Origin of the sequence: Streptomyces sp. NPDC048420 (genome assembly GCF_040651535.1) — a bacterium.
GTDB lineage: Bacteria > Actinomycetota > Actinomycetes > Streptomycetales > Streptomycetaceae > Streptomyces.
In genome coordinates, this window is sequence record NZ_JBEZKG010000013.1 from 212,021 (window position 1) to 232,305 (window position 20,285).

General features: G+C 71.3%; 21 protein-coding genes and 1 pseudogene. 12 read left to right on the forward strand and 10 right to left on the reverse strand.

The window, feature by feature from the left end; genetic code table 11:
• Positions 1–105: 105 nt before the first annotated feature.
• Complete coding sequence (locus AB0D34_RS25810) at positions 106–1,077, forward strand: hypothetical protein (RefSeq protein WP_362665212.1); 972 nt, start codon at positions 106–108, stop codon at positions 1,075–1,077.
• On the opposite strand, the gene AB0D34_RS25815 is transcribed toward AB0D34_RS25810, so the two are convergent.
• From AB0D34_RS25815 to AB0D34_RS25835, 5 genes are all read right to left on the reverse strand, one after another.
• Positions 1,078–2,127 carry a Gfo/Idh/MocA family oxidoreductase gene (locus AB0D34_RS25815; protein WP_362665214.1) on the reverse strand — a complete coding sequence of 350 codons (1,050 nt, stop codon included), beginning with the start codon at positions 2,125–2,127 and terminating at the stop codon, positions 1,078–1,080.
• Positions 2,124–3,440, reverse strand: a complete 1,317-nt coding sequence (locus AB0D34_RS25820) for an FAD-dependent oxidoreductase (protein ID WP_362665216.1) — start codon at positions 3,438–3,440, stop codon at positions 2,124–2,126. The genes AB0D34_RS25815 and AB0D34_RS25820 overlap by 4 nt, the downstream gene beginning before the upstream one ends.
• A 139-nt stretch (positions 3,441–3,579) precedes the next feature.
• Positions 3,580–4,584, reverse strand: coding sequence for a Gfo/Idh/MocA family oxidoreductase (locus AB0D34_RS25825; RefSeq protein WP_362665218.1), 1,005 nt, complete (start codon positions 4,582–4,584; stop codon positions 3,580–3,582).
• 75 nt (positions 4,585–4,659) lie between these two features.
• The gene (locus AB0D34_RS25830; RefSeq protein WP_362665220.1) at positions 4,660–5,436 is read right to left on the reverse strand and encodes an SDR family oxidoreductase; all 777 of its coding nucleotides are present in this window, start codon (positions 5,434–5,436) and stop codon (positions 4,660–4,662) included.
• 16 nt (positions 5,437–5,452) lie between these two features.
• On the reverse strand, positions 5,453–6,619 hold the full coding sequence (locus AB0D34_RS25835) for a phytanoyl-CoA dioxygenase family protein (protein WP_362665222.1): 1,167 nt from the start codon (positions 6,617–6,619) through the stop codon (positions 5,453–5,455).
• A 107-nt stretch (positions 6,620–6,726) separates the two neighbouring features.
• Between AB0D34_RS25835 and AB0D34_RS25840 the strand changes: the two genes are divergently transcribed.
• On the forward strand, positions 6,727–7,746 hold the full coding sequence (locus AB0D34_RS25840) for a LacI family DNA-binding transcriptional regulator (RefSeq protein ID WP_362665224.1): 1,020 nt from the start codon (positions 6,727–6,729) through the stop codon (positions 7,744–7,746).
• A 211-nt stretch (positions 7,747–7,957) separates the two neighbouring features.
• Here the strand turns inward: AB0D34_RS25840 and AB0D34_RS25845 are convergent, their stop codons facing one another.
• On the reverse strand, positions 7,958–9,112 hold the full coding sequence (locus AB0D34_RS25845) for a Gfo/Idh/MocA family oxidoreductase (protein WP_362665226.1): 1,155 nt from the start codon (positions 9,110–9,112) through the stop codon (positions 7,958–7,960).
• A gap of 114 nt (positions 9,113–9,226) precedes the next feature.
• On the opposite strand from AB0D34_RS25845, the gene AB0D34_RS25850 reads away from it, so the two are divergent.
• Positions 9,227–10,234: a LacI family DNA-binding transcriptional regulator gene (locus AB0D34_RS25850; protein WP_362665228.1), complete on the forward strand. Its 1,008-nt coding sequence runs from the start codon at positions 9,227–9,229 to the stop codon at positions 10,232–10,234.
• A gap of 11 nt (positions 10,235–10,245) precedes the next feature.
• On the opposite strand, the gene AB0D34_RS25855 is transcribed toward AB0D34_RS25850, so the two are convergent.
• The 3 genes from AB0D34_RS25855 to AB0D34_RS25865 all read right to left on the reverse strand — a co-directional run bounded on the left by AB0D34_RS25855 (position 10,246) and on the right by AB0D34_RS25865 (position 13,531).
• Positions 10,246–10,590, reverse strand: a complete 345-nt coding sequence (locus AB0D34_RS25855) for a cupin domain-containing protein (protein WP_164422498.1) — start codon at positions 10,588–10,590, stop codon at positions 10,246–10,248.
• A gap of 159 nt (positions 10,591–10,749) precedes the next feature.
• Positions 10,750–12,228, reverse strand: coding sequence for an MFS transporter (locus AB0D34_RS25860; RefSeq protein WP_362665230.1), 1,479 nt, complete (start codon positions 12,226–12,228; stop codon positions 10,750–10,752).
• Positions 12,229–12,334: 106 nt separating this feature from the next.
• Positions 12,335–13,531, reverse strand: a complete 1,197-nt coding sequence (locus tag AB0D34_RS25865; protein WP_362665232.1) for a histidine kinase — start codon at positions 13,529–13,531, stop codon at positions 12,335–12,337.
• Between the two features lie 207 nt (positions 13,532–13,738).
• On the opposite strand from AB0D34_RS25865, the gene AB0D34_RS25870 reads away from it, so the two are divergent.
• From AB0D34_RS25870 to AB0D34_RS25910, 9 genes and pseudogenes are all read left to right on the forward strand, one after another.
• On the forward strand, positions 13,739–14,263 hold the full coding sequence (locus AB0D34_RS25870; protein ID WP_362665234.1) for a MarR family transcriptional regulator: 525 nt from the start codon (positions 13,739–13,741) through the stop codon (positions 14,261–14,263).
• The gene (locus tag AB0D34_RS25875) at positions 14,260–14,991 is read left to right on the forward strand and encodes a response regulator transcription factor (RefSeq protein ID WP_362665236.1); all 732 of its coding nucleotides are present in this window, start codon (positions 14,260–14,262) and stop codon (positions 14,989–14,991) included. The genes AB0D34_RS25870 and AB0D34_RS25875 overlap by 4 nt, the downstream gene beginning before the upstream one ends.
• Positions 14,992–15,012: 21 nt before the next feature.
• A pseudogene (locus AB0D34_RS25880) lies at positions 15,013–15,114 on the forward strand (LysR family transcriptional regulator); the annotation flags it as partial.
• Positions 15,115–15,196: 82 nt separating this feature from the next.
• Positions 15,197–15,847, forward strand: a complete 651-nt coding sequence (locus tag AB0D34_RS25885) for a GntR family transcriptional regulator (RefSeq protein WP_362665238.1) — start codon at positions 15,197–15,199, stop codon at positions 15,845–15,847.
• A gap of 48 nt (positions 15,848–15,895) precedes the next feature.
• Positions 15,896–16,645, forward strand: coding sequence for a PIG-L deacetylase family protein (locus tag AB0D34_RS25890; protein ID WP_362665240.1), 750 nt, complete (start codon positions 15,896–15,898; stop codon positions 16,643–16,645).
• Complete coding sequence (locus AB0D34_RS25895) at positions 16,642–17,346, forward strand: 4-carboxy-4-hydroxy-2-oxoadipate aldolase/oxaloacetate decarboxylase (protein WP_362665242.1); 705 nt, start codon at positions 16,642–16,644, stop codon at positions 17,344–17,346. The genes AB0D34_RS25890 and AB0D34_RS25895 overlap by 4 nt, the downstream gene beginning before the upstream one ends.
• Before the next feature lie 26 nt (positions 17,347–17,372).
• A complete protein-coding gene (locus AB0D34_RS25900; protein ID WP_362665439.1) occupies positions 17,373–18,437 on the forward strand; it encodes a 4-oxalomesaconate tautomerase in 1,065 nt (354 codons plus the stop codon).
• Complete coding sequence (locus tag AB0D34_RS25905) at positions 18,434–19,384, forward strand: catechol 2,3-dioxygenase (RefSeq protein ID WP_362665244.1); 951 nt, start codon at positions 18,434–18,436, stop codon at positions 19,382–19,384. Before AB0D34_RS25900 ends, AB0D34_RS25905 begins: the two co-directional genes overlap by 4 nt.
• A 41-nt stretch (positions 19,385–19,425) precedes the next feature.
• Complete coding sequence (locus AB0D34_RS25910) at positions 19,426–19,575, forward strand: hypothetical protein (RefSeq protein WP_362665246.1); 150 nt, start codon at positions 19,426–19,428, stop codon at positions 19,573–19,575.
• A 50-nt stretch (positions 19,576–19,625) separates the two neighbouring features.
• On the opposite strand, the gene AB0D34_RS25915 is transcribed toward AB0D34_RS25910, so the two are convergent.
• A complete protein-coding gene (locus AB0D34_RS25915; protein WP_362665248.1) occupies positions 19,626–20,207 on the reverse strand; it encodes a helix-turn-helix domain-containing protein in 582 nt (193 codons plus the stop codon).
• Positions 20,208–20,285: the final 78 nt, after the last annotated feature.

Genomic DNA, 20,285 nt, shown 5'->3' on the forward strand with positions numbered 1-20,285 from the left:
AAGTTCCCCCGTGCTCGCTACGTACCTCACGAATCGCGTCCTCGGCGTGACCCTCTGTGCAACCATGGCGCGGCTGTCCTCGGCGGGGCGGCGAGGGGGGTGCGTATGGGACTCGTACGGATACTGCTGCCGTTGCCGCGCGCGGCGGCCCGGTTGGCACCGGAGAAGGGGGCCGTGCTGCTCGGGGCCGGTCTGCTGCACGGTGCCATGCCCGGCTGGGTGTCATGGTGGCTGCCGTCGGCGGGCCGGAGGCTGGCCTGGGCCGAGGAGGCGGTCGCGATGCACGGCTCGCTCCCCGACGGTGCCGACGGGCTCGGTCGCGCCCACGCCCTGCGCGCCTACGCGCTGCTCCTCAACGACCGCCAGGAGGAGGCGTGCACGGCGGTGGACGCCGCGCTGTCGGTACCGGACGCGCGTCCCTCACCGGCGCTGACCGCGTTCGCCGTACATCTGCGGGCGCGGGCGCTGGCGGAGGCCGGGCGGATCGAGGAGGCCGTGGCGGCGGCCCGGGAGGCCGTGGAACTGTACCGCGCCCACCCCGAACCCGGGCGCCGGGAGCGGTCGTTCGGCACGCTGCCCGGAGCGCTGCGGACGTACGGGGCGGTACTCGCCGCGGCCGGCCGCACGGCGGAGTCCGTGGCCGTGTACGAGGAGTGCGCCGCGCTCCTCGCCACCCTGTCGCTCAGGGAGTCGGCGCGCGTCGCGCTGGTGCGGCCGCGGGTCCTGGCCGAACTGGTCGGCGGGCTGACGCGGTTGGCGCGGTACGAGGACGCGCTGGGCGTCGGCCCCGAGGCCAGGGAGGCGGCGCGCGGTGCCGTCGCCTGGTCGGTGCCCGGGATCGTGGTGCCGCTGCGGATCCGGCTCCTGATCGACCTCGCCCGCTGCCACAGCGCCACCGGCGACCCCGCCGAGGCCCGCGCCTGCGCCGTGGAGGCGGTGGCCGAGGCCCGCAGGCCGCACGGCGCGAACGCGTTGCCGTCGGCCCTGGACTGTCTCGCCGGTGTACTCGGTGAACTGGGGCAGACCGACAAGGAGTTGAGTACCCGGCGCGAGCTGGCGGACCTGCGCAGGACGTAGTTACCGAACCGCCGCCGACCGGGGCCGTGCCTCGAAACCGGCGGCGCGATAGGCGGCGTCGATCAGCGACATCGTCGCCACCGCGTCCTCCGCGTCCAGCGGCAGCGCCGCACCCCCGCGCACCCGGTCCGCGAACGCCTCCAGCTGGTAGGTGTACGACGACCGGGTGCCGAGCCGCTCGGTCCGCTCACCGTCCGCCGTACGCACCACGACCCGGTCGTCGCGCTGCGGCAGCACGAAGTTCGGCGCGAACACCTCGCCCCGGGACCCGGTGATCCGGCAGCTCATCTCCAGCGAGTCGTACGCCATGTGGCAGCGCGCCGACCCGGTCGCACCGCCCGGGAAGGCCAGATCGGCGTCGAGCCACTCGTCGACCCCCGGTGCCGCCGCCCTTCCCCAGACTCCGTCCGGGGGGACCCCCATCTCACTTCGCTCGCCGCCCCGCGCGGAGACCAGCCGGGGCGCGCCGCCCGCCCAGGGGGCCAGCATGCGCAGCGCGTGCAGGCTGTAGCAGCCCAGGTCCATCACCGCGCCGCCCGCCAACGGCAGTGACCAGCGCGGGTCGGTGGCGGGCGGCGCGGGAATCGCCACCAGGGCCTCGACGTGCCGCAGTTCGCCGATCTCACCGCTCGCGAGGATCTCGTGCAGCCGCCGGGTGACCGGGTGGAACAGGTAGTGGAAGGCCTCCATGAAGACCGTGCCGGCCTTCGCGACCGCGTCCCGCACCTCCGCGGCCTCCTCGGCGTTGCTCGCCGACGGCTTCTCCGACAGGACGTGCTTGCCGGCGGCGAGCGCGGCGAGGTTCCACGGCCCGTGCAGACCGTTGGCGAGCGGGTTGTAGACGACCTCCACCTCGGGGTCCGCGATCAGCTCGGCGTACGACCCCGCCACCCGCTCGATGCCGTGCTCGGCCGCGTAGGCCTCGGCGCGGGACCGGTCGCGCGCGGCCACCGCGACGACCCGGTGGCCGGTCGCCCGGGCCGGGCCGATCAGCGAGCTCCCGCTGATCCGCGCGGCTCCCAGCACTCCGATGCGCAGCGGTTCGCTCATGTCAGGGGTTCCTCCTCGATGGTGGCGGGACGGTGGTCCTGCCGGGTCAGTGTGCCCTGCGCGGGCGGGAAGTGCCGGCGGGCGAGGTCCTGGGCGTGGGCCACGGCGCACTCGACCAGCTCGAAGGCGGGAAGGCCGCCGACGTAGTACGTGCGGTTGCGGCCCTGCAAAGCGTCGAGCCGGTCCAGGGCCCTGTCCCTGAGGTCGGCGCCGCCGAAGTACGGCATGAACGCCCACGCACGCTGGAGATGCACCTCGGTGAGGCGCCCGCCGAGCGCCTCGACGTCCTCCCGCAGCAGCGCGGTGACGTCCTCGGGGCGGCCGTAGGAGTAGAAGGTCCGCACATCACTGCCCGGGTAGCGGTGGTGGTACGAGACGCAGTGGCCGGCCGTCGCGCGGCTCGCGGTGTGGCCGGCGAGGAAGTAGAAGGCGTCGCCGGGCAGGCCGGACGCGGTGGCGAGGGTGGTGTGGTAGGCGTTGCCGCGGATCCGTCCGGCAAGGTCGCGCTCCTCGTCGGTGGCGTCCAGGACCGGCAGTACACGGTCAGGGGTGACAGCGAGCACCAGGTCGTCCGCCTCGACCGGGCCCGCGTCGGTGTGCACCCGCACTCCGTCGGCGTGCCGCTCGATCGAGATCACCCGCACCCCGCACCGCAGGTCCTTCAACTCCTCCGCCACCCGCCGCCACAGCGTGCCGAACCCGCCCACGACCGTGAAGTCGCCCGAGTGGCCGAGGAGTTCGGGGCCCGGGTCCAACAGCCCCGTCATCTCCACGTACTTGACGAAGTACAGGGCGGGTATGCCCTCGTCGAGATGGCCGTACCCGGCCGCCGTGTACCCGGTGCCGAAGGAGTCGGCCATGGACCGGAGTCCGTGCTCGGCGAGCCATTCGGCGACCGGAGCGGCGAGCGCCCGCGCGGAGTGGGCGAGCCCGGGTTCGGCGATGCGGGGGAACTCCCGCTCGCGCAGCGCCCGGTAGCGCTGGAGGGCGTCGTCGCGCAGGAACGCCATCGACTGCCGCACGGCCTTTCCTTCGGCGTCGAGAACGCGATAGCGGGTGGTGCGCTCCGTCTCCACGTCCAGTTCGCTCAGCAACTGAGCCGTCCGCTCGTACCTGTTGGTGCAGATGTGGCCGCCGAGGTCATAGGCGCGCCCGTCGACGTGCACGCTCCGGCACTTCCCGGCCACTGTGTCCTGCTCTTCGAGTACGGTCACCCGGTGTCCGGCGCGCTCCAGTTCGCGGGCGACGGCCAGGCCGCTCGGTCCGGCGCCGACGACGGCCACGGTTCGGGCGCTCTCGTGTAACTCCTGCATGGTCGTGCCTCCTGGATCGGTCGGGCGTGGGAGGCTCTCATGGTCGTACGGAGAGATCACGTGACCGTAAACGGGCGCGGGAGGCACGGTGTTCACCCCTGTGTCCCGGGGGTTCAGGCGTCCGGGACACAGGGAGTGCTCAGGCGGAGCGGACCTCGGCGATCGTCACCGGGCGGTGCTCGTGCAGGGACAGCGTGCACGCCTCGGCGATCCAGCCCGCCTCCAGGGCGTCCGCGATCGTGCACGGCGAGGGCCGGGTGCCGGCCACGACCTCGGTGAACGCGGTGAGTTCGGCGCGGTAGGCGGCGGTGAAGCGGTCCATGAAGAAGTCGTGCGGGGTGCCCGCGGGGAAGGTCACCCCGGGCTCGACCGAGCGCAGCGGGAGCTTGTCCTCCAGGCCCACGGCGATGGAGTCCTGGAAGCCGTGGATCTCCATGCGGACGTCGTAACCCCGGGCGTTGTGGCGGGAGTTGGAGATCACCGCGATGGTGCCGTCGTCGAGGGTGAGGATCGCGCCGGTGGTGTCGGCGTCGCCCGCCTCCTTGATGTACTCGGCGCCCCGGTTGCCGCCGACGGCGTACACCTCGACGACCTCGCGGCCGGTCACCCAGCGGATGATGTCGAAGTCGTGCACCGAGCAGTCGCGGAAGATGCCCCCGGAGGCGGCGATGTAGGCGGCGGGCGGCGGGGCCGGGTCCAGCGTGGTCGAGCGCACCGTGTGCAGCTTGCCCAGCTCACCGCTCTGCACGGCGGCCCGGGCGTTGACGAAACCGGTGTCGAAGCGGCGGTTGTAGCCGATCTGGATCGGCACCTCGCTGCCCGCGACGGCCTTGAGGACCTCGACGCCCTCACTCATGTGCTTGGCGACGGGCTTCTCGCAGAAGACGGGGATGCCCGCCTCGACGCCGGCCAGGATCAGCCCGGGGTGGGCGTCCGTGGCCGCCGCGATGACGATGCCGTCCACGCCTGCGGCCAGCAGGGCCTCGGGCGAGTCCACGACCTCGCCGCCGAACCGGTCTGCGGCCGCCTTGGCGGCCTCCGCGAAGGGGTCGGTGAGCACGAGCGACTCGACCGCGTCGAGTCCGGAGAGGGTCTCGGCGTGAAAGGCGCCGATGCGGCCGAGGCCGAGGATTCCGATGCGCATGGGGGTGCAGCTCCTTGGGGGCGTTTCTGGTGAGCGGGGCTTTTCGAGCGGGGTTTTTCGAGCGGGGAGGGGAGGTCAGTCGAGGCCGCCGAGGACGTTCTGGTCCCAGTCGATCACCGATCCGGTCACTACGCCCGACCGGTCGGACAGGAGGAGGACCACGAAGTCGGCGATCTCGTCCGGCTGGCCCAGCTTGCCCATGGGGAGCTTCGCCGCGGCCTCCTCACGCCAGTCGTCACCGGCGCCGTGGAAGGTCTTCTGGGTGGCGTCCTCGCCCTCGGTCGCGGTCCAGCCGATGTTCAGGCCGTTGATCCGGACCCGGTCCCAGCGGTGGGCGTGCGCCGCGTTGCGGGTCAGGCCGATCAGACCGGCCTTCGCGGCGACGTAGGGCGCGAGGAACGACTGTCCGCCGTGCGCCGAGGACGTGATGATGTTGACGACCGTGCCGGGCGCCCCCCGGCCGACCATGTCCGCGACCGCCGCCTGCATGGCGAAGAAAGGTGCCTTCAGGTTGATCGCGATGTGCTGGTCGAACAGTTCGGGTGTGGTGTCCAGGAGCGTGCCCCGTGAGGTGAGCCCGGCGGAGTTCACCAGGCAGTCGACCCGCCCGTACGCCTCGACGACCTGCTTCACCGCCCCCTTGGCCTGCTCGGCGTCGGCGAGGTCGGCCCGGACGAACAGCGCCTTGCCGCCGGCCGCCTCCAGCTCCGCGACCAGCGCCGCACCGGGCTCCGGCCGTCGGCCGGTGACGGCCACGACCGCCCCCTCACGGACGGCAGCCCGGGCGATGGCGGCACCGACGCCCTGACTGCCACCGTTGACGAGGACGATCTTGTCGTCGAGAAGTCCCATGATTGCGAAGTCCTATTCAGCTCGTGCGCCGGTCGGCGCAGGCCCGCAGTGCGTCCCGCAGCACGCGCGGGTTCCAGTTCTCGGTGAGCGCCTGCCGTACGAGGTCGGCCTGCGAGGGCGGGGCCAGTCCGTCGACCGGCGGGTCGCTGTCCAGATTGGTCGGGAACGGGTAGCCCTCGGCGCTCGCCGCGATCACGTTCTCCAGCCACCGCGGATCGGCGCCCTCGGTCCTGCGCCGCAGCAGCACCGGGTAGACCGCGTTCGACACCGCCTCCCGGTCCACGGTCTCCATGGCGCGTCCGAAGGCCGAGGAGACCTGGAGCAGATTGGCCATCCGCCGCACGTCCGTCGTGCGGTTGGTCCCCGCGGCGTGGAACAGCGCCGGGTTGAAGAAGGCGGCGTCGCCCTTGGCGAGCGGCAGCTGGACGTGGTGTTCCTTGAAGTACGCCTGGAACTCCGGCCGCCGCCACGCCAGATACCCGGGCTCGAACAGCTGCGAGAACGGCAGGTACAGCGTCGGTCCCGACTCCACCGGCATGTCGCAGTGCGCGACCGCGCCCTGGAGGGTGAGCACGGGGGAGAGGCGGTGCACATGGGCCGGGTAGGCGGCCGCGGCCTCGTTGCTGAGGAAGCCCAGGTGGTAGTCGCGGTGCACGGACTGCGCGAGGCCGCCCGGGTTGACCACGTTGACCTGCGAGGTGACCTGGTAGCCGGGGCCCAGCCAGGCCTCGGAGACCAGGGCGAGGACCGGGTTGGCGTAGTAGTCGGCGAACGCCGACGGGTCGTAGAGGGCCGCCTTCTCCAGCGCGTTCCACACCCGCTCGTTGGCGCCGGGCTTGGCGAAGTGGTCACCGGCGGTCGCACCGGCCGCGTACTGCTCGCGGATCAGCGAGTCGAACACGGCGGTGAACCGGTCGACGACAGCGGTCTCGGGGAAGGCACCCCGGAAGACCACGACCCCCGGGCCGTCGGTCAGGGCCCGCACCAGCTCCTCCTGCACCTCCCGCCGGTCCTCGGCACCGAGGACGCGCTCGGCGTCGTACAGCAGGACGTTCCGCTGCACGTCGGAGGCGTAGGGATAGTCGGCGGGGTCGGCCGTCCGCTCGACGAGTACGCGGAACGAGTCGAGGTCGCAGTCCTGCTCGGACAGCCAGGCACGGCGGTGTACGGCGGTGAAGGACATCGACGTCCTCTCGGTGACAGGGGCGACTCAGCGCTGTCATTCTTGTCATGACAAAGGCGTCGAACAACCAGCAGGCGGCCATCAAAAACCCCTCAAGGAGCAGTCACGTGGGACACCCGTTCCCGATCCGGGAAATCGCACGTCAGGCGGGTCTGAGCGAGGCCACCGTCGACCGGGTCCTGAACGGCAGGGGAGGGGTGCGGGAGAGCACGGCCCGTGAGGTCCACCAGGCCATCACCGACCTCGACCGGCAGCGCACCCAGGTCCGGCTGGTCGGCCGCACCTTCATGATCGACATAGTGATGCAGACACCGGAACGCTTCTCCACGGCGGTGCGTGCCGCCCTGGAGGCCGAGCTGCCCGCCCTGCACCCCGCCGTCGTGCGCTCCCGCTTCCACTTCCGCGAGACCGGGCCGGTGGCGGAACTGACGAAGACGCTCGACCGGATAGCCCGGCGCGGCTCCCAGGGCGTGATCCTCAAGGCGCCGGACGTGCCCGAGGTCGCGGCCGCCGTCGGCCGGCTCGCGGAGGCGGGCATCCCCGTGGTCACCCTGGTCACCGACCTGCCCTCGACTGCCCGCCTCGGCTACGTCGGCATCGACAACCGGGCGGCGGGCGCGACGGCCGCGTATCTCATGGGCCAGTGGTTGGGCGACCGCCCCGGGAACGTCCTCGCCAGCCTGAGCAGCGGCTTCTTCCGCAACGAGGAGGAGCGCGAGATGGGGTTCCGCAGCGCGATGCGCACCCGGCACCCCGAGCGCGCCGTCGTCGAGATCGCCGAGGGGCAGGGGCTGGACGCCACGCAGTACGACCTGGTCAAGGCCGCGCTGGAGCGTGATCCGGAGATCCGGGCGGTGTACTCGATCGGGGGTGGCAACATCGCCACACTGCAGGCGTTCGAGGATCTGGGCCGGGAGTGTGCCGTGTTCGTGGCGCACGATCTCGATCATGACAACGACCGGTTGTTGCGGGAGCATCGGTTGTCCGCCGTGCTGCACCATGACCTGCGGCAGGACATGCGGGAGGCGTGTCACATCGTGATGCGGGCGCATGGGGCGTTGCCGCCGGCGGGGGTGACGGTGCCTTCGGCGATTCAGGTGGTGACGCCTTACAACATGCCGTACTAGGTCGGCTTTCGGGTGCGGGTCCGTGGTGGCTTGTCGCGCAGTTCCCCGCGCCCCTGGAGGGGCGCGTCACTCGCCCGGCAACGCAATTGCGCACCGTTGTCGAGGCGGCCACGGTCAGCTCCGCGTGGGTCGAGTCGTGCGAGGCGAGGGCGACGGCGTCCACGCGGGGGTCGGCGCCCATCACCCGGCCCCGATCACCCCACCCGGACCGTCATGCCGACACCTCCACCCAGGAACCGCTCTCCGCGGACCGGGACATGGCGTCCAGCACGGTCGCGCTGTGCACGGCGTCCGCCAGCGTGGCCCCGTAGGACGTGCCCTCGGCCACCGAACGCAGGAAGCGGTACGCCTCCACCACCTTCAGGTCGTCGTAGCCCATGGCGTTGGCCGCGCCCGGCTGGAAGGCGCCGAACTCGCCGTCGCCCGGGCCGACATGGACGGTGCTGACCGGCTGGTCCTGGTAGGTCGTGCCGCGGCTGATGCCCAGCTCGCCCATGCGGCGGAAGTCCCAGAACACCGCCCCCTTGGTGCCGTGCACCTCGAAGCCGTAGTTGTTCTGCTCGCCGACCGAGACCCGGCAGGCCTCCAGGACGCCACGGGCGCCGGAGGCGAAGCGCAGCAGGCAGTTGACGTAGTCCTCGTTCTCGACCGGCCCGAGTTCTCCGGTCGCGAGGGTGTGCCCGGCGGTGGCGCCGGTCGGGCGGGCGCGCTCCGGCAGGAAGATCGCGGTGTCGGCCGTCAGGGAGACGATGTCGCCGAGCAGGAAGCGGGCCAGGTCGGCGCCGTGCGAGGCGAGGTCGCCGAGCACTCCGCTTCCGCCGCGCTCACGCTCGTAGCGCCAGGTCAGTGCGCCCTGCGGGTGAGCCGCGTAATCGCTGAACAGCCGGACACGGACATGGGTGACCGTGCCGATCTCACCGGAGGCGATCAGCTCGCGGGCCGCCTCCACGGCGGGCGCGTTGCGGTAGTTGAACCCGACCGCGCTCCGCACCCCGGCCTCGGCCGCCGCGTCGGCCACCGCACGGGCGTCCGCCGCGGACAGGCCCACCGGCTTCTCGATCCAGATGTGCTTGCCGGCCTCGGCCATCGCCACGCCGATCTCGCGGTGCAGGAAGTTCGGCGCGGTGATGCTGACGGCCTGGACCCGCGGGTCGGCCGCGACCTCGCGCCAGTCGCGGGTCGTCGAGGCGAACCCGAACTGCGCGGCGGCCTCCTCGGCCCGCCCCGGCACCTCCTCCGCGACGGTCACCAGCTCGGGACGTAGGGCGAGCCCGGGATAGTGGTGCGGAACACGGGCGTACGCCTGGGTGTGCACCCGCCCCATCCAGCCGAATCCGACGACGGCGACACCGAGCGTATCGACCATTGGGGAGCCCTTCTTTGGACCGGTCCATAATCTGTCCAGGTCACCTTGGGTTCCGTTTCCGCAAGCTGTCAACCCTTTGACAGGCCGCGCCCCCTCATGGAACGGTCCATACCCATGAGACCGCCGACGATCCGCGATGTGGCCGACCGGGCCGGAGTCTCGAAGTCGCTGGTCTCGCTCGTCCTGCGCGGCTCGGACCAGGTGCGCCCGGAGAAGCGGGAGGCCGTGCTGCGGGCCGTGCGCGAGCTCGGCTACCGGCCGAACGCCGCCGCCCGCAGCCTCAGCGAGCAGCGCACCCGCACGGTCGGCGTCCTCCTCAACGACCTGCGCAATCCCTGGTTCGTCGACCTGCTCGACGGCCTGGGCTCACTGCTCCACGACAACGGTCTGAGCATGCTCCTGGCCGACGCCCGCCTCAACCGCCGTACCGGACAGGACGCCGCCGGTCCCTTCCTGGACCTCGGGGTCGACGGCCTGGTCGTGGTCGGCACCCTGCCCGACCCCGCCGCGCTCGGAGCGGTCGCCGAACGCCTCCCGGTGGTGGTCGCGGGTGCGCGCGAGCCCGGGCTGCCGGGGGTGGACGTCGTCGCCAACGACGACGAGCGCGGCGCCCGTCTGGTCACCGAGCACCTGATCGGCCTCGGCCACCGGCGCATCGCGCACATCGCGGGCTACGGCGCGGTCGGCGAACTGCGCCGGCAGAGCTTCGAGGCGACCATGCGGGCGCAGGGTCTCGCGGGCGAGGCGGTCGTCGAGGCGAGCGACATGACCGAAGAGGGCGGCTACCGTACGACGGTCCGGCTGCTGAGCCGCCCCGACCGGCCGACAGCCGTCTTCGCCTTCAACGACATCGCCGCCATCGGCGCCGTGTCGGCCGCCGAGGAACTGGGCCTCGCCGTCCCGCGCGACCTGTCCGTCGTCGGCTACGACAACACGAGCATCGCCCGGCTGCGCCACGTCTGGCTCACCACCGTCGACAACGCCAGCCACGAGGTCGGCCGGCGGGCGGCACGCTGTCTGCTCGACCGGTTCGAGGGGCGCGGGGGGCAGGGCCGTACGGATCTCGCCGTGCCGGTGCTGGAGATCCGGGGGACGACGGCGGGTCCGCCGGACGCGAATTGACGAGGGCCCGCTCAGAGGTTGATCGCGTACGCCTTCCGCAGCGTCTCGTGCACCGTCCATGTCGTACGGTCGCCCTCACGCAGTACGGCCATGTCGCCGGGCCCCACTTCCAGCGTCGGTCCGCCCTCGACCTCGATGGTCGCCGAACCGCTGACGACGACGAACAGTTCGTCCGCCTCCGTGTCGGTGACGACGCCCGGGGTGATCTGCCAGATGCCCCGGATCTGCCGCCCGTCCTCCGACTCCCAGACCACCTTCCCGGTCACCTCGGGCGTTCCGGAGACGATCTGCTCCCGGGCGAGGGGCTCGGACTCGAGCTCGGCGTCGGGGATGTGGAGTACGAAACTGTGGTCCATGGGCCGACCCTAGCGAGGTCGTTCCCGGGCCGTCCGTCGACAGAGTGTGGAGTGTCGGCCCAGGTGTGAGGACACTCCGTCGCGGACTCCACCCACACCGAGCGGCCGCCACCCCCACAAGGGAGCGACGGCCGCTCGGCCGATACCGACCCGCTCGGCTCACGACTTGGCGGCGGCCTCCGCGGGCTCCGACGGCCCGTCCGCCGGAGCCTGCGACGCGGTCTGGCGCTGGCGTGGGATGAACGTCGCGACCAGGAAGGCGAGCAGCGCGGCCCCCGCCCCGATGGCCATCACGACCTTGAAGCCGTTCTCCGAGGGCAGTGCCGTGCCGCCGAAGTCGGTGGTCATCTGGGCCAGGATCACCCCGGCGAGGGCGCTCGCGAAGGACGTGCCCAGGGACCGCATGAGGGTGTTGAGGCTGTTGGCGGCGCCCGTCTGGGAGGGGTCCACGGCACCCATGATCAGGGCGGGCAGTGCGCCGTAGGTGAAGCCGACGCCGGCGCCGATGACGCAGGAGACCAGGACGAGGTGCCAGACCTCGGACATCAGCACGATGTTCAGGCCGTAGCCGACGGCCACGATCAGCGCACCGATCATCAGCGTGACCTTGGGGCCCTTGGCCTTGGTGACGCCCGCGGAGACCGCGGACATGACCATCATCACCAGACCCTGCGGGGCCAGCACCAGACCGACGGTCAGCATGGACCTGCCGAGACCGTAGCCGGTCTGCGAGGGCAGCTGGAGCAGCTGCGGCAGCACCAGGGACATCGCGAACATCGAGAAGCCGAGGGCGACCGAGGCGAGGTTGGTGAACAGCACCTGCGGCTTGGCGGTGGTCCTCAGGTCGACCAGCGGCTGCGTGCTGCGCAGCTCCCAGAAGCCCCAGGCCAGGAAGACCACGATCGCGGCGATGCCCAGGCCCAGCGTGGAGCCGCTGGTCCAGCCCCAGTCACCGCCCTTGGAGACGGCCAGCAGCAGCGAGACCAGACCGGCCGACAGACCCAGCGCGCCGACCAGGTCGAAACGGCCGCCGGCGCGCACCTTCGACTCCGGGATGATCAGCAGGACGAGCACGAAGGCGAGGACGCCGAGAGCGGCGGAGACCCAGAACAGGATGTGCCAGTTCCAGTTGTCGGCGATGAACGCGGCGGCGGGCAACCCCAGCGCACCACCGACGCCGAGCGAGGCGCTCATCAGCGCGGTGGACCCGGCCAGCCGGTCGGCGGGCAGCGCGTCCCGCATGATGCTGATGCCGAGCGGCACCACCGCGGCGGCCAGGCCCTGCAGGGCCCGTCCGACGATCATCGGGGCCAGGGAGTCGGCGAGGCCGCAGACCACCGAACCGGACACCAGCAGCACGATGCTGAGCAGCAGCATCCGGCGCTTGCCGAACATGTCGCCGAGCCGTCCGACGACCGGGGTGGCCACGGAAGCGGCGAGGAGCGTGGCGGTGACCGCCCAGGCGGTGTCGGAGGCCTCCGCGTGCAGGAGCTTTGGCAGCTCGGGAACGATCGGGATGACCAGGGTCTGCATCAGCGAGACGACGATTCCGGCCAGGGCCAGCACGGCCACCACGGCGTTCGGCTTCGGCGGCGTGGAAGCCCCCGCTTCGGCGGGTTGGGCAAGGGCGTCGGACATGGCAGGGGCCTCCATCAGGAAACAAGGGGGTTGCTTGACTTACTCAAGTGAATCGTAATTGATTGACTTAAGCAAGTTGAATCGGGTGTGGGCTGGACGACACGGCTCAGACGGCCGTTTCCTCCGTGCGGTACGGCAGCTCGACGACGACCTCGTAGCCGCCCTGTGGCAGGTGCCCCGTCCGGACCCGGCCGCCGGCGGAACGGGTCCGCTCCTGCATGCCGATCAGGCCGTAACCGCCGTCGGGGGAGCGGGAGTCGGCCGCGCTGCCGCCGTTGGTGACGGACACGAGCAGACTGTCGGCGCGATGGACGAGCCGTACCTCCGCCGTGCCGACGGCCGCGTGCTTGGTGACGTTGGTGAGGGCTTCCTGGACGATGCTGTAGGCCGTGAGGTCCGTACCGGCGGACAGGGGCCGTGCCGTTCCCTCGGAGGCGAGGGTGACCGTGAGCCCGGCGTGCCGGAAGGACGTGGCGAGTTCGTGCAGGTGGGCAAGGCCCGGGGTGGGCTCCGGCGGCTTGCCGGGGCCGGCGGGGCCGGTGTCGTGCCGTAGCAGGCCGACGGTGGCCTTGAGCTCACGCAGCGCCGCGGAGGTGGTGCCGGCCAGTTCGGCGGCGATCCTCCCGGCGTCGTCGGGTCGCTCGGGCAGCATCCGGCCGACCGCGCCGGCCTGGATGTGGGCCAGGAGGAGGTGGTGGGCGACCACGTCGTGCAGATCGCGGGCGATCCGCATGCGCTCGGCGGTGACCCGGTGTCGTGCCTCCTCGTCCCGGGTGCGCTCCGCGTGCTCGGCACGGGCCTGCACGGCCTCCAGGTAGGCGCCGCGCAGCCGGGTCGTGGTGCCGAGGGCGACCGGCAGCAGCAGCCAGGCGGCGGGCTCCAGCAGCTTGAGAACCAGGGGTTCGTCACGGGGGCCGGCGAGCAGAGTGGCCGAGACCAGGCACGCGATGCCTGCGGCGGCGAAGGTGTTCGCGGTCCTGCGGTCCGTGCGCAGGGCCAGACAGTAGAGGGCGGTCATCAGGGGGCCGAGCAACAGAACGGTCACTATGTAGCCGAGCGCGGCCACGGCGGTCGCGCAGGCGATGGCCACGGCGGTCGTGAGGCGGGGCCGACTCCGACGCCACAGCAGCCCGACACAGGCCGACCCGGTCAACAGCACCCCGGGCCACCAGCTGACCGCGGGGTCGTCGCCTGGCAGCGTGATGAGACTTCCGGGAACGGAGCAGACGAAGAGGGTGAGGGGGAGTGCCGTATCGGAGAACCGTGGACGGATGCGGGGGAGATCCGCCGGTTTGTCGATCATGGGGTGGGGGTCCCTGTTCAATCCCGTGCACTACCGCGCCCCCGAAGGGGCGCGAGGAACTGCGCGACGAGCCACGCATCGCGGCACTCTCAGCGGCGCTTCGCCTGGTGACGTCTTGCTTGACTTAGGCAAGCACGTGCGAGTTACTTAAGTCAAGCAATCATCCCCATATTGCTTAAGTTAGGCAACTACCTCTAAGGTGGTGCCATGCCCGCACACAATCCCGCGTCGGCAGCGTGCGTGTCGGCGAACGTGATCGAGATCGAGCGCGTCCTGAGTCGCATGACCTATCTGGCCGGGAGGGCCCGGCAGCACGAGCGGTTGATGGCGGTGGCCGGCCTGGACCTGGACCGGGCCGCCGTGGCCATCCTGCGCAACATCGCGGCCAGCGACCCGGTGCGCCCCGGGGTCCTGGCGGTCCGGCTCTCCGTGGAGGCCTCCCATGTCACCCGCCAGCTGCGACAGCTGGAGCAGGGCGGTTACGTGGTCCGGGTCGCGGACCCGGAGGACCGGCGGGCGCAGCGCGTGCAGCTCACGGACGCCGGACTGGCGGCGGTGGAGCGGATACGGGAGGCGAGCCGGCGCGGCGTCGAAGTGGCCCTGGCCGACTGGGCGCCCGACGAGTTGGAACAGCTCGCCGCGCTCTTCCGGAGGCTGGTCGACGACTTCGTCGCCCACACCGAGACACCGCTCGGTCTTCCCGGCCCGGCCTCCGGAGCGAGCCCCGCATGAACGATCACGCCCTGTACGCGAACGTCATCGACCAGCCCCGCTCGTCGCCCCGTGGCGCCGGACAGCACGTCCTGGTCGTCGTCTCGGACCCCCGCGAGACCGAACTGCTCTCCACGACCCTCGGGTTGGCCGGCTATCGGGTCGGCACGGCGGACACCGGCGCCGAGGGCATGGCCCGCCTCATCCGGCACCGGTTCGACCTGATCGTCTGGGACGCCGGGCTGCCCGGCCAGGAGAGCCTCGCGCGCGGTCGCAGACTGCCCGCCGCGGACCGGCCCCCGATGCTCTTCCTGACCACCTGCGACGCGCTCCAGGCCCTCCTCCCCGAACTCGGTCCCGGGACGGAGGACTACGTCACCAGGCCCCTGCGGATCGCCGAGGTCCTGGCGAGGGCCCAGGTCCTGCTGCGCGGCCGTCCCGGGCGGCACCCGACACGGCCGTCCTACGGCGACCTCGTCCTGGACGACGCCACCTGCCGGGCCAGTCGTGGCGCCCGCCCGCTCGACCTGACGCCCGCCGAGTACCGGTTGCTGCGCCACCTGCTGGCCAACGCCGACCATGTGCTGTCCAAGGAGCAGATCTCCCGGTACGTCTGGGGCGAGTACCGCGGCGACCAGGCCATCGAGAAGCTGGTCTCCCGCCTGCGCCGCAAGGTCGACCGGGAGAACCCGGCGCTGATCCACACGCGCAGGGGCTTCGGCTACCGGCTGGGCCGCGGGGACGGCTGAAGAGAACACCGTCTCGGGCGGTTGCGCTGTCTCGTCGCGATCGTCGACGAGGGCACCTTCACCGATGCCGCGGCGCCGCTCGGCGTCTCCCGGGCTGCGATCTCCTGGACCCTCGCCTTCCTCTGACGGGTCCGGCAGACAAAATTGTTGACAATCTTGTTCGCTAGATTTAGGTTCGACAGGCACTCACTCAGGGAGGGCAACGATGCCGAAAGAAGCCCGTCCGAGCACCGGAGAGCAGGCCAAGCAGCATGCGCTCGCGCAGCTGCGGCAGGCGATCCTGCACGGCGAGATGGCACCGGCACAGCGGCTGGTGGAGAACGAGCTCGCCGAGCAGTTCGGTGTGACACGGGCCAGCATCCGGGCCGCGCTCATCGATCTGGAGGCCCAGGGCCTCGTCGAGCGGATCCGCAACCGGGGTTCCCGGGTGCGGGTGGTGACCGTCGAGGAGGCGGTCGCCATCACCGAGTGCCGCATGGTTCTCGAAGGACTGTGCGCGGCCAAGGCGGCGACCCTGGCCAGCGACGAGCAGCTCGCCGAACTCACCGAACTGGGCACGGCGATGACCAAGGCCGTGGCCGACGGCGAGCCGATGACCTACTCCGAGCTCAACCAGGAGCTGCACGCCAGGGTGCGGGAGTTCTCCGGCCAGCAGACCGCCGTGGATCTGCTGGAGCGGCTCAACGCCCAACTGGTACGGCACCGCTTCCAGTTGGCGCTGCGGCCGGGACGTCCGCAGCACTCCCTGAACGAACATCTGGCGATGATCGAGACGATCAGGTCCAGGGACCCGCAGGCGGCCGAACAGGCCGTCCGCGCCCACCTCACCAGCGTGATCGAGGCGCTGCGCGACTGAGTCGCGCGGGGTGGGCGCACATGTGTCGACTCCAAGGAGATTCGAGCAATGACGCAGTCAGGCGCGCCCGCCACTCCACGTTCGACCCTTGTGATCACCGCGCATGCCGGGGACTTCGTGTGGCGCGCCGGCGGTGCCATCGCCCTGGCCGCCTCCCGGGGCGAGAAGGTCACCATCGCCTGTCTGACCTTCGGTGAGCGCGGCGAGTCCGCCAAGGCCTGGCGGGAGGGGAAGAAACTCGACGAGATCAAGGCGATACGCCGGGACGAGGCCGAGCGGGCCGCCGTCACCCTCGGCGGCGAGGTCCGCTTCTTCGACGCCGGCGACTACCCGCTGGTCGCCACCGCCGGACTGACCGACAAACTCGTCGAGGTCTACCGGGCCACCCAGCCCGACGTGGTGCTGACCCACCCGGTCGAGGACCCGTACAACGGCGACCACCCGGCCGCCAACCGCATGGCCCTGGAGGCCCGGGTCCTCGCGCAGGCCATCGGCTATCCGGGCGAGGGCGAGATCATCGGCGCCCCGCCCGTCTTCTACTTCGAGCCGCACCAGCCCGAGATGAGCGGCTTCAGGCCCGAGGTCCTCCTCGACATCACCGAGGTCTGGGAGACCAAGCGCAAGGCCATGGAGTGCCTCGGCGCCCAGCAGCACCTGTGGGACTACTACACCGACCTCGCCGTGCGCCGGGGCGTCCAGCTCAAGCGCAACGCGGGCCCGAACCTGGGCCTGGCCCACAAGACCATGGCCGAGGCGTACATGCGCCCGTACCCGCAGATCGCGAAGGAGCTGGCGTGAGCGGCGTGATCGTCACCAACCCGCCGAAGGCGGAGCTGAAGGACGTCGACGCGCTCGCGCGGTACGGCGTGGCCACCGTCAGCGAGGCGATGGGCCGAACGGGTCTGCTGGGCCCGGACGTCCGTCCCGTCCAGCAGGGCGTACGGGTCGCCGGCACCGCCGTCACCGTGCTCAGCTGGCCCGGCGACAACCTCATGATCCACGCCGCCGTCGAACAGTGCGGCGAGGGCGACATCCTGGTCGTCACCACCACCTCCCCGTGCACGGACGGTCTGTTCGGCGAGCTGTTCGCGACCGCTCTGAAGCAGCGCGGGGTGCGCGGAGTCGTCACCAACACCGGTATCCGCGACACCCGGGAGCTGCGGGAGATGGGCTTCGCCGCCTGGTCCCGCGCGGTCTCCTCGCAGGGCACCGTCAAGGCCACGGGTGGCTCGGTCAACGTGCCGATCGCCATCGACGGCCAGGTGATCAACCCGGGCGACGTGGTCCTCGCCGACGACGACGGTGTCGTGGTCGTCCCGCGCGAGCGCGTGCCTGAGACGGTCGGGAAGTCGGAGGCCCGCGAGGCCAAGGAGGCGGCCACCCGTGCCGCCTTCATCGAAGGCCAACTCGGCCTGGACCGTTACGGGTTGAGGGAGACGCTGAAGCGGCTCGGAGTGGCGTACCGGACGTACGAGGAGTACGAGAGGGAGCGGTCGTGACCTCGCTTCCGGAGGAGGTGCCCTGCATGCTGATGCGAGGCGGCACCTCCAAGGGTGCCTACTTCCTCGCCGGCGACCTGCCCGCCGAACCCGCCCTGCGCGACGACCTGTTGCTCCGCATCATGGGCAGCCCCGACGAACGGCAGATCGACGGACTGGGGGGTGCGCACCCGCTCACCAGCAAGGTCGCCGTCATCTCCCCGTCCGCCGACCCGAACGCCGACGTCGACTACCTCTTCCTCCAAGTCGTCGTCGACCGGCCCGAGGTGAGCGACCGTCAGAACTGCGGGAACATCCTCGCCGGAGTCGGCCCGTTCGCCGTCGAGCGCGGACTCGTCCCGGCGGGGGAGCAGGAGACCGCCGTCCGGATCCGCATGGTCAACTCCGGTGACCACGCCACCGCGACCTTCCCGACCCCGGGCGGCCGCGTGGACTACACGGGGAACGCGGAGATCTCGGGTGTGCCGGGAACGGCGGCGCCCGTGGTGATCGAGTTCCCGCCGAGCGGGGGGCAGTTGCTCCCCACCGGCAACGCCGTCGACGTCATCGACGGCGTCGAGGTGACCTGCGTGAACAACGGCATGCCGACCGTCCTCATGGCGGCGGCCTCGCTCAAGGTCACCGGCTACGAGCCGCCCCGGGACCTGGAGGAGGACGTGGCCCTGGCCGACCGCCTGCGCACCGTCCGACTGGAGGCGGGCCGGCTGATGGGCCTCGGTGACGTGTCCGACGCCACCGTCCCCAAGCTCACCCTGCTCGCCCCGCCCCGGGACGGCGGCGCGGTCACCACCCGCACCTTCATCCCCGTGCGTTGTCACCCCTCCATCGGCGTCCTGGGCGCGGCCGGCGTGGCCGCGGGGCTGCGGATCGAGGGCGGTGTGGGCGCCGAGCTCGCGGTGATCGATCCGGAAAGCGACCGGATTCGCATAGAACATCCCACGGGATTCCTGGACATCGAAAGCAGCCTCGGAGCCACCCCCGACGGCCTCCCGTCCGCCCGCCGTACCGCCGTGGTCCGTACGGCCCGCAAGATCTTCGACGGCACCGTCTTCCCCCGGGCCGCCGACCGACCCACAGGAGGTCACCGGTGACTCCGCCGCTCGGCGACATCGCCCACATCGGCCACACCCAGCTCTACACCCCGGACCTGGACGCCAGCGTCGCCTTCTTCACCGACTACCTGGGCCTCACGGTCAACGGCCAGGACGGCGACACGGTCTGTCTGCGGACCTACGACGACTACGAGCACCACAGCCTGGTCCTCACCGCCCGCGAACAGCCCGGCCTCGGCCGGCTCGCCCTGCGCACCTCAAGCGAGAAGGCACTTCACCGCCGTATCAAGGCAGTTGAGGAGTCGGGCGGCACCGGCAAGTGGGTCGAGGACGAACTCGGCCTCGGCAAGCTCTACGTCACCACCGATCCGGACGGCCACGAACACGCCCTCTACTGGGAGAGCGAGCACTACCGGGCGCCGGACGAGCTGAAGCCCGCGCTGAAGAACCAGCCACAGGCCAAGCCCAACAGGGGAGTCGGCGTACGGCGGTTGGACCACATCAACTTCCTCGCCGCCGACGTGCTCGCCAACGCCGAGTTCCAGCAGAACGTGCTCGGTGCCCGGCCCACCGAGCAGATCCGGCTGGACAGCGGGAAGATCGCGGCGCGCTGGCTGACGTACACCAACAAGTCGTACGACGTCGTCTACACCTCGGACTGGACCGGCAGCGAGGGCCGGCTGCACCACATCGCCTTCGCGACGGACACACGTGAGGACATCCTGCGCGCGGCCGATCTCGCCATCGACACCGGTGTGTTCATCGAGACGGGCCCGCACAAGCACGCCATCCAGCAGACGTTCTTCCTCTATGTCTACGAACCCGGCGGCAACCGCATCGAGTTGTGCAACCCGCTGACCCGGCTGGTCCTCGCGCCCGACTGGCCGTTGATCACCTGGACCGAGGAGGAGCGGAAGAAGGGGCAGGCCTGGGGTCTGAAGACCATCGAGTCGTTCCATACCCACGGGACGCCACCGGTGGCCTGAGCTGCCCCACCTGCTGGAGACCTGGCTACGCCACCTTCGGCATGCTGATCGGCGCGCTGACCGCGGGCGCGATCGCGGCCTGCTCCCGGGAGAACAGGGCGGACGCCGGCCACCGCGAGGACGCGGGGCCGGCGTTCGGCGTGGAGGTCCTCCGGCAGGACCTGGCCGACCGCGCGATCAACCTCCCATGACCCGCACCCGCCCCACGGCCGGTCGCCCCGCGCTCGGAGGCGCTCCCCCTTCAGCGCACGGCACGCACCCCGTCCAGCGCGATCGACAACACCCGATCGCGCTGGACGTCGTCATCGAACGCCGTGGCGGTGATACCGGCAACCATCCGCAGCAGATCGACGAAGTCCATGTCCCGACGCGCCTGCCCCGCCTCCTGCGCCCGCTCGAACAACGGTCCGCCCGCCGCGTACAGGGAATCCCGGCATGCCGCGAAGATCTCCGACTCGTCGTTGAGCGCCTCGCGCACCGCCCGCTTGGTCACCATGTAGCCCGTGAACCGGTCGAGCCAGGCCGTGAGGGCCTGCCAGGGCTCCTGGTCGGCGAGCTCCTGGGCCGCCTCCACCAGTGTGTTCACCTCGTCCGCGTACACGCTCTCGAAGAGATGGCGGCGGGTGGGGAAGTTCCGGTACAGCGTGCCGATGCCGACGCCCGCGCGCCGCGCGATGTCCTCCAGGGACGCCTCGGCCCCATGCTCGGCGAACGCCTCACGCGCGGCGGCGAGCAGCGCGTCGTAGTTGCGGGCGGCGTCCTTCCGGTGCGGTCGGCGGGACGCGACGATCTCGCTGACGGGGAACGACGACGGGGCGGTCACGATTTGCCTCCCGGACGATGAAACGGAGGTAGTCCTCCGGTACGCGTTGAAGCGGAGGTGTGCCTCCGCTAGAGTGGA

Bases quoted from the DNA above. Each gene is read 5' to 3' on its own strand.
- AB0D34_RS25810 (WP_362665212.1), top strand. From the start codon at position 106: ATGGGACTCGTACGGATACTGCTGCCGTTGCCGCGCGCGGCGGCCCGG.
- AB0D34_RS25815 (WP_362665214.1), bottom strand. From the start codon at position 2,127: ATGAGCGAACCGCTGCGCATCGGAGTGCTGGGAGCCGCGCGGATCAGC.
- AB0D34_RS25820 (WP_362665216.1), bottom strand. From the start codon at position 3,440: ATGCAGGAGTTACACGAGAGCGCCCGAACCGTGGCCGTCGTCGGCGCC.
- AB0D34_RS25825 (WP_362665218.1), bottom strand. From the start codon at position 4,584: ATGCGCATCGGAATCCTCGGCCTCGGCCGCATCGGCGCCTTTCACGCC.
- AB0D34_RS25830 (WP_362665220.1), bottom strand. From the start codon at position 5,436: ATGGGACTTCTCGACGACAAGATCGTCCTCGTCAACGGTGGCAGTCAG.
- AB0D34_RS25835 (WP_362665222.1), bottom strand. From the start codon at position 6,619: ATGTCCTTCACCGCCGTACACCGCCGTGCCTGGCTGTCCGAGCAGGAC.
- AB0D34_RS25845 (WP_362665226.1), bottom strand. From the start codon at position 9,112: ATGGTCGATACGCTCGGTGTCGCCGTCGTCGGATTCGGCTGGATGGGG.
- AB0D34_RS25850 (WP_362665228.1), top strand. From the start codon at position 9,227: ATGAGACCGCCGACGATCCGCGATGTGGCCGACCGGGCCGGAGTCTCG.
- AB0D34_RS25855 (WP_164422498.1), bottom strand. From the start codon at position 10,590: ATGGACCACAGTTTCGTACTCCACATCCCCGACGCCGAGCTCGAGTCC.
- AB0D34_RS25860 (WP_362665230.1), bottom strand. From the start codon at position 12,228: ATGTCCGACGCCCTTGCCCAACCCGCCGAAGCGGGGGCTTCCACGCCG.
- AB0D34_RS25865 (WP_362665232.1), bottom strand. From the start codon at position 13,531: ATGATCGACAAACCGGCGGATCTCCCCCGCATCCGTCCACGGTTCTCC.
- AB0D34_RS25870 (WP_362665234.1), top strand. From the start codon at position 13,739: ATGCCCGCACACAATCCCGCGTCGGCAGCGTGCGTGTCGGCGAACGTG.
- AB0D34_RS25875 (WP_362665236.1), top strand. From the start codon at position 14,260: ATGAACGATCACGCCCTGTACGCGAACGTCATCGACCAGCCCCGCTCG.
- AB0D34_RS25885 (WP_362665238.1), top strand. From the start codon at position 15,197: ATGCCGAAAGAAGCCCGTCCGAGCACCGGAGAGCAGGCCAAGCAGCAT.
- AB0D34_RS25890 (WP_362665240.1), top strand. From the start codon at position 15,896: ATGACGCAGTCAGGCGCGCCCGCCACTCCACGTTCGACCCTTGTGATC.
- AB0D34_RS25900 (WP_362665439.1), top strand. From the start codon at position 17,373: ATGCTGATGCGAGGCGGCACCTCCAAGGGTGCCTACTTCCTCGCCGGC.
- AB0D34_RS25910 (WP_362665246.1), top strand. From the start codon at position 19,426: ATGCTGATCGGCGCGCTGACCGCGGGCGCGATCGCGGCCTGCTCCCGG.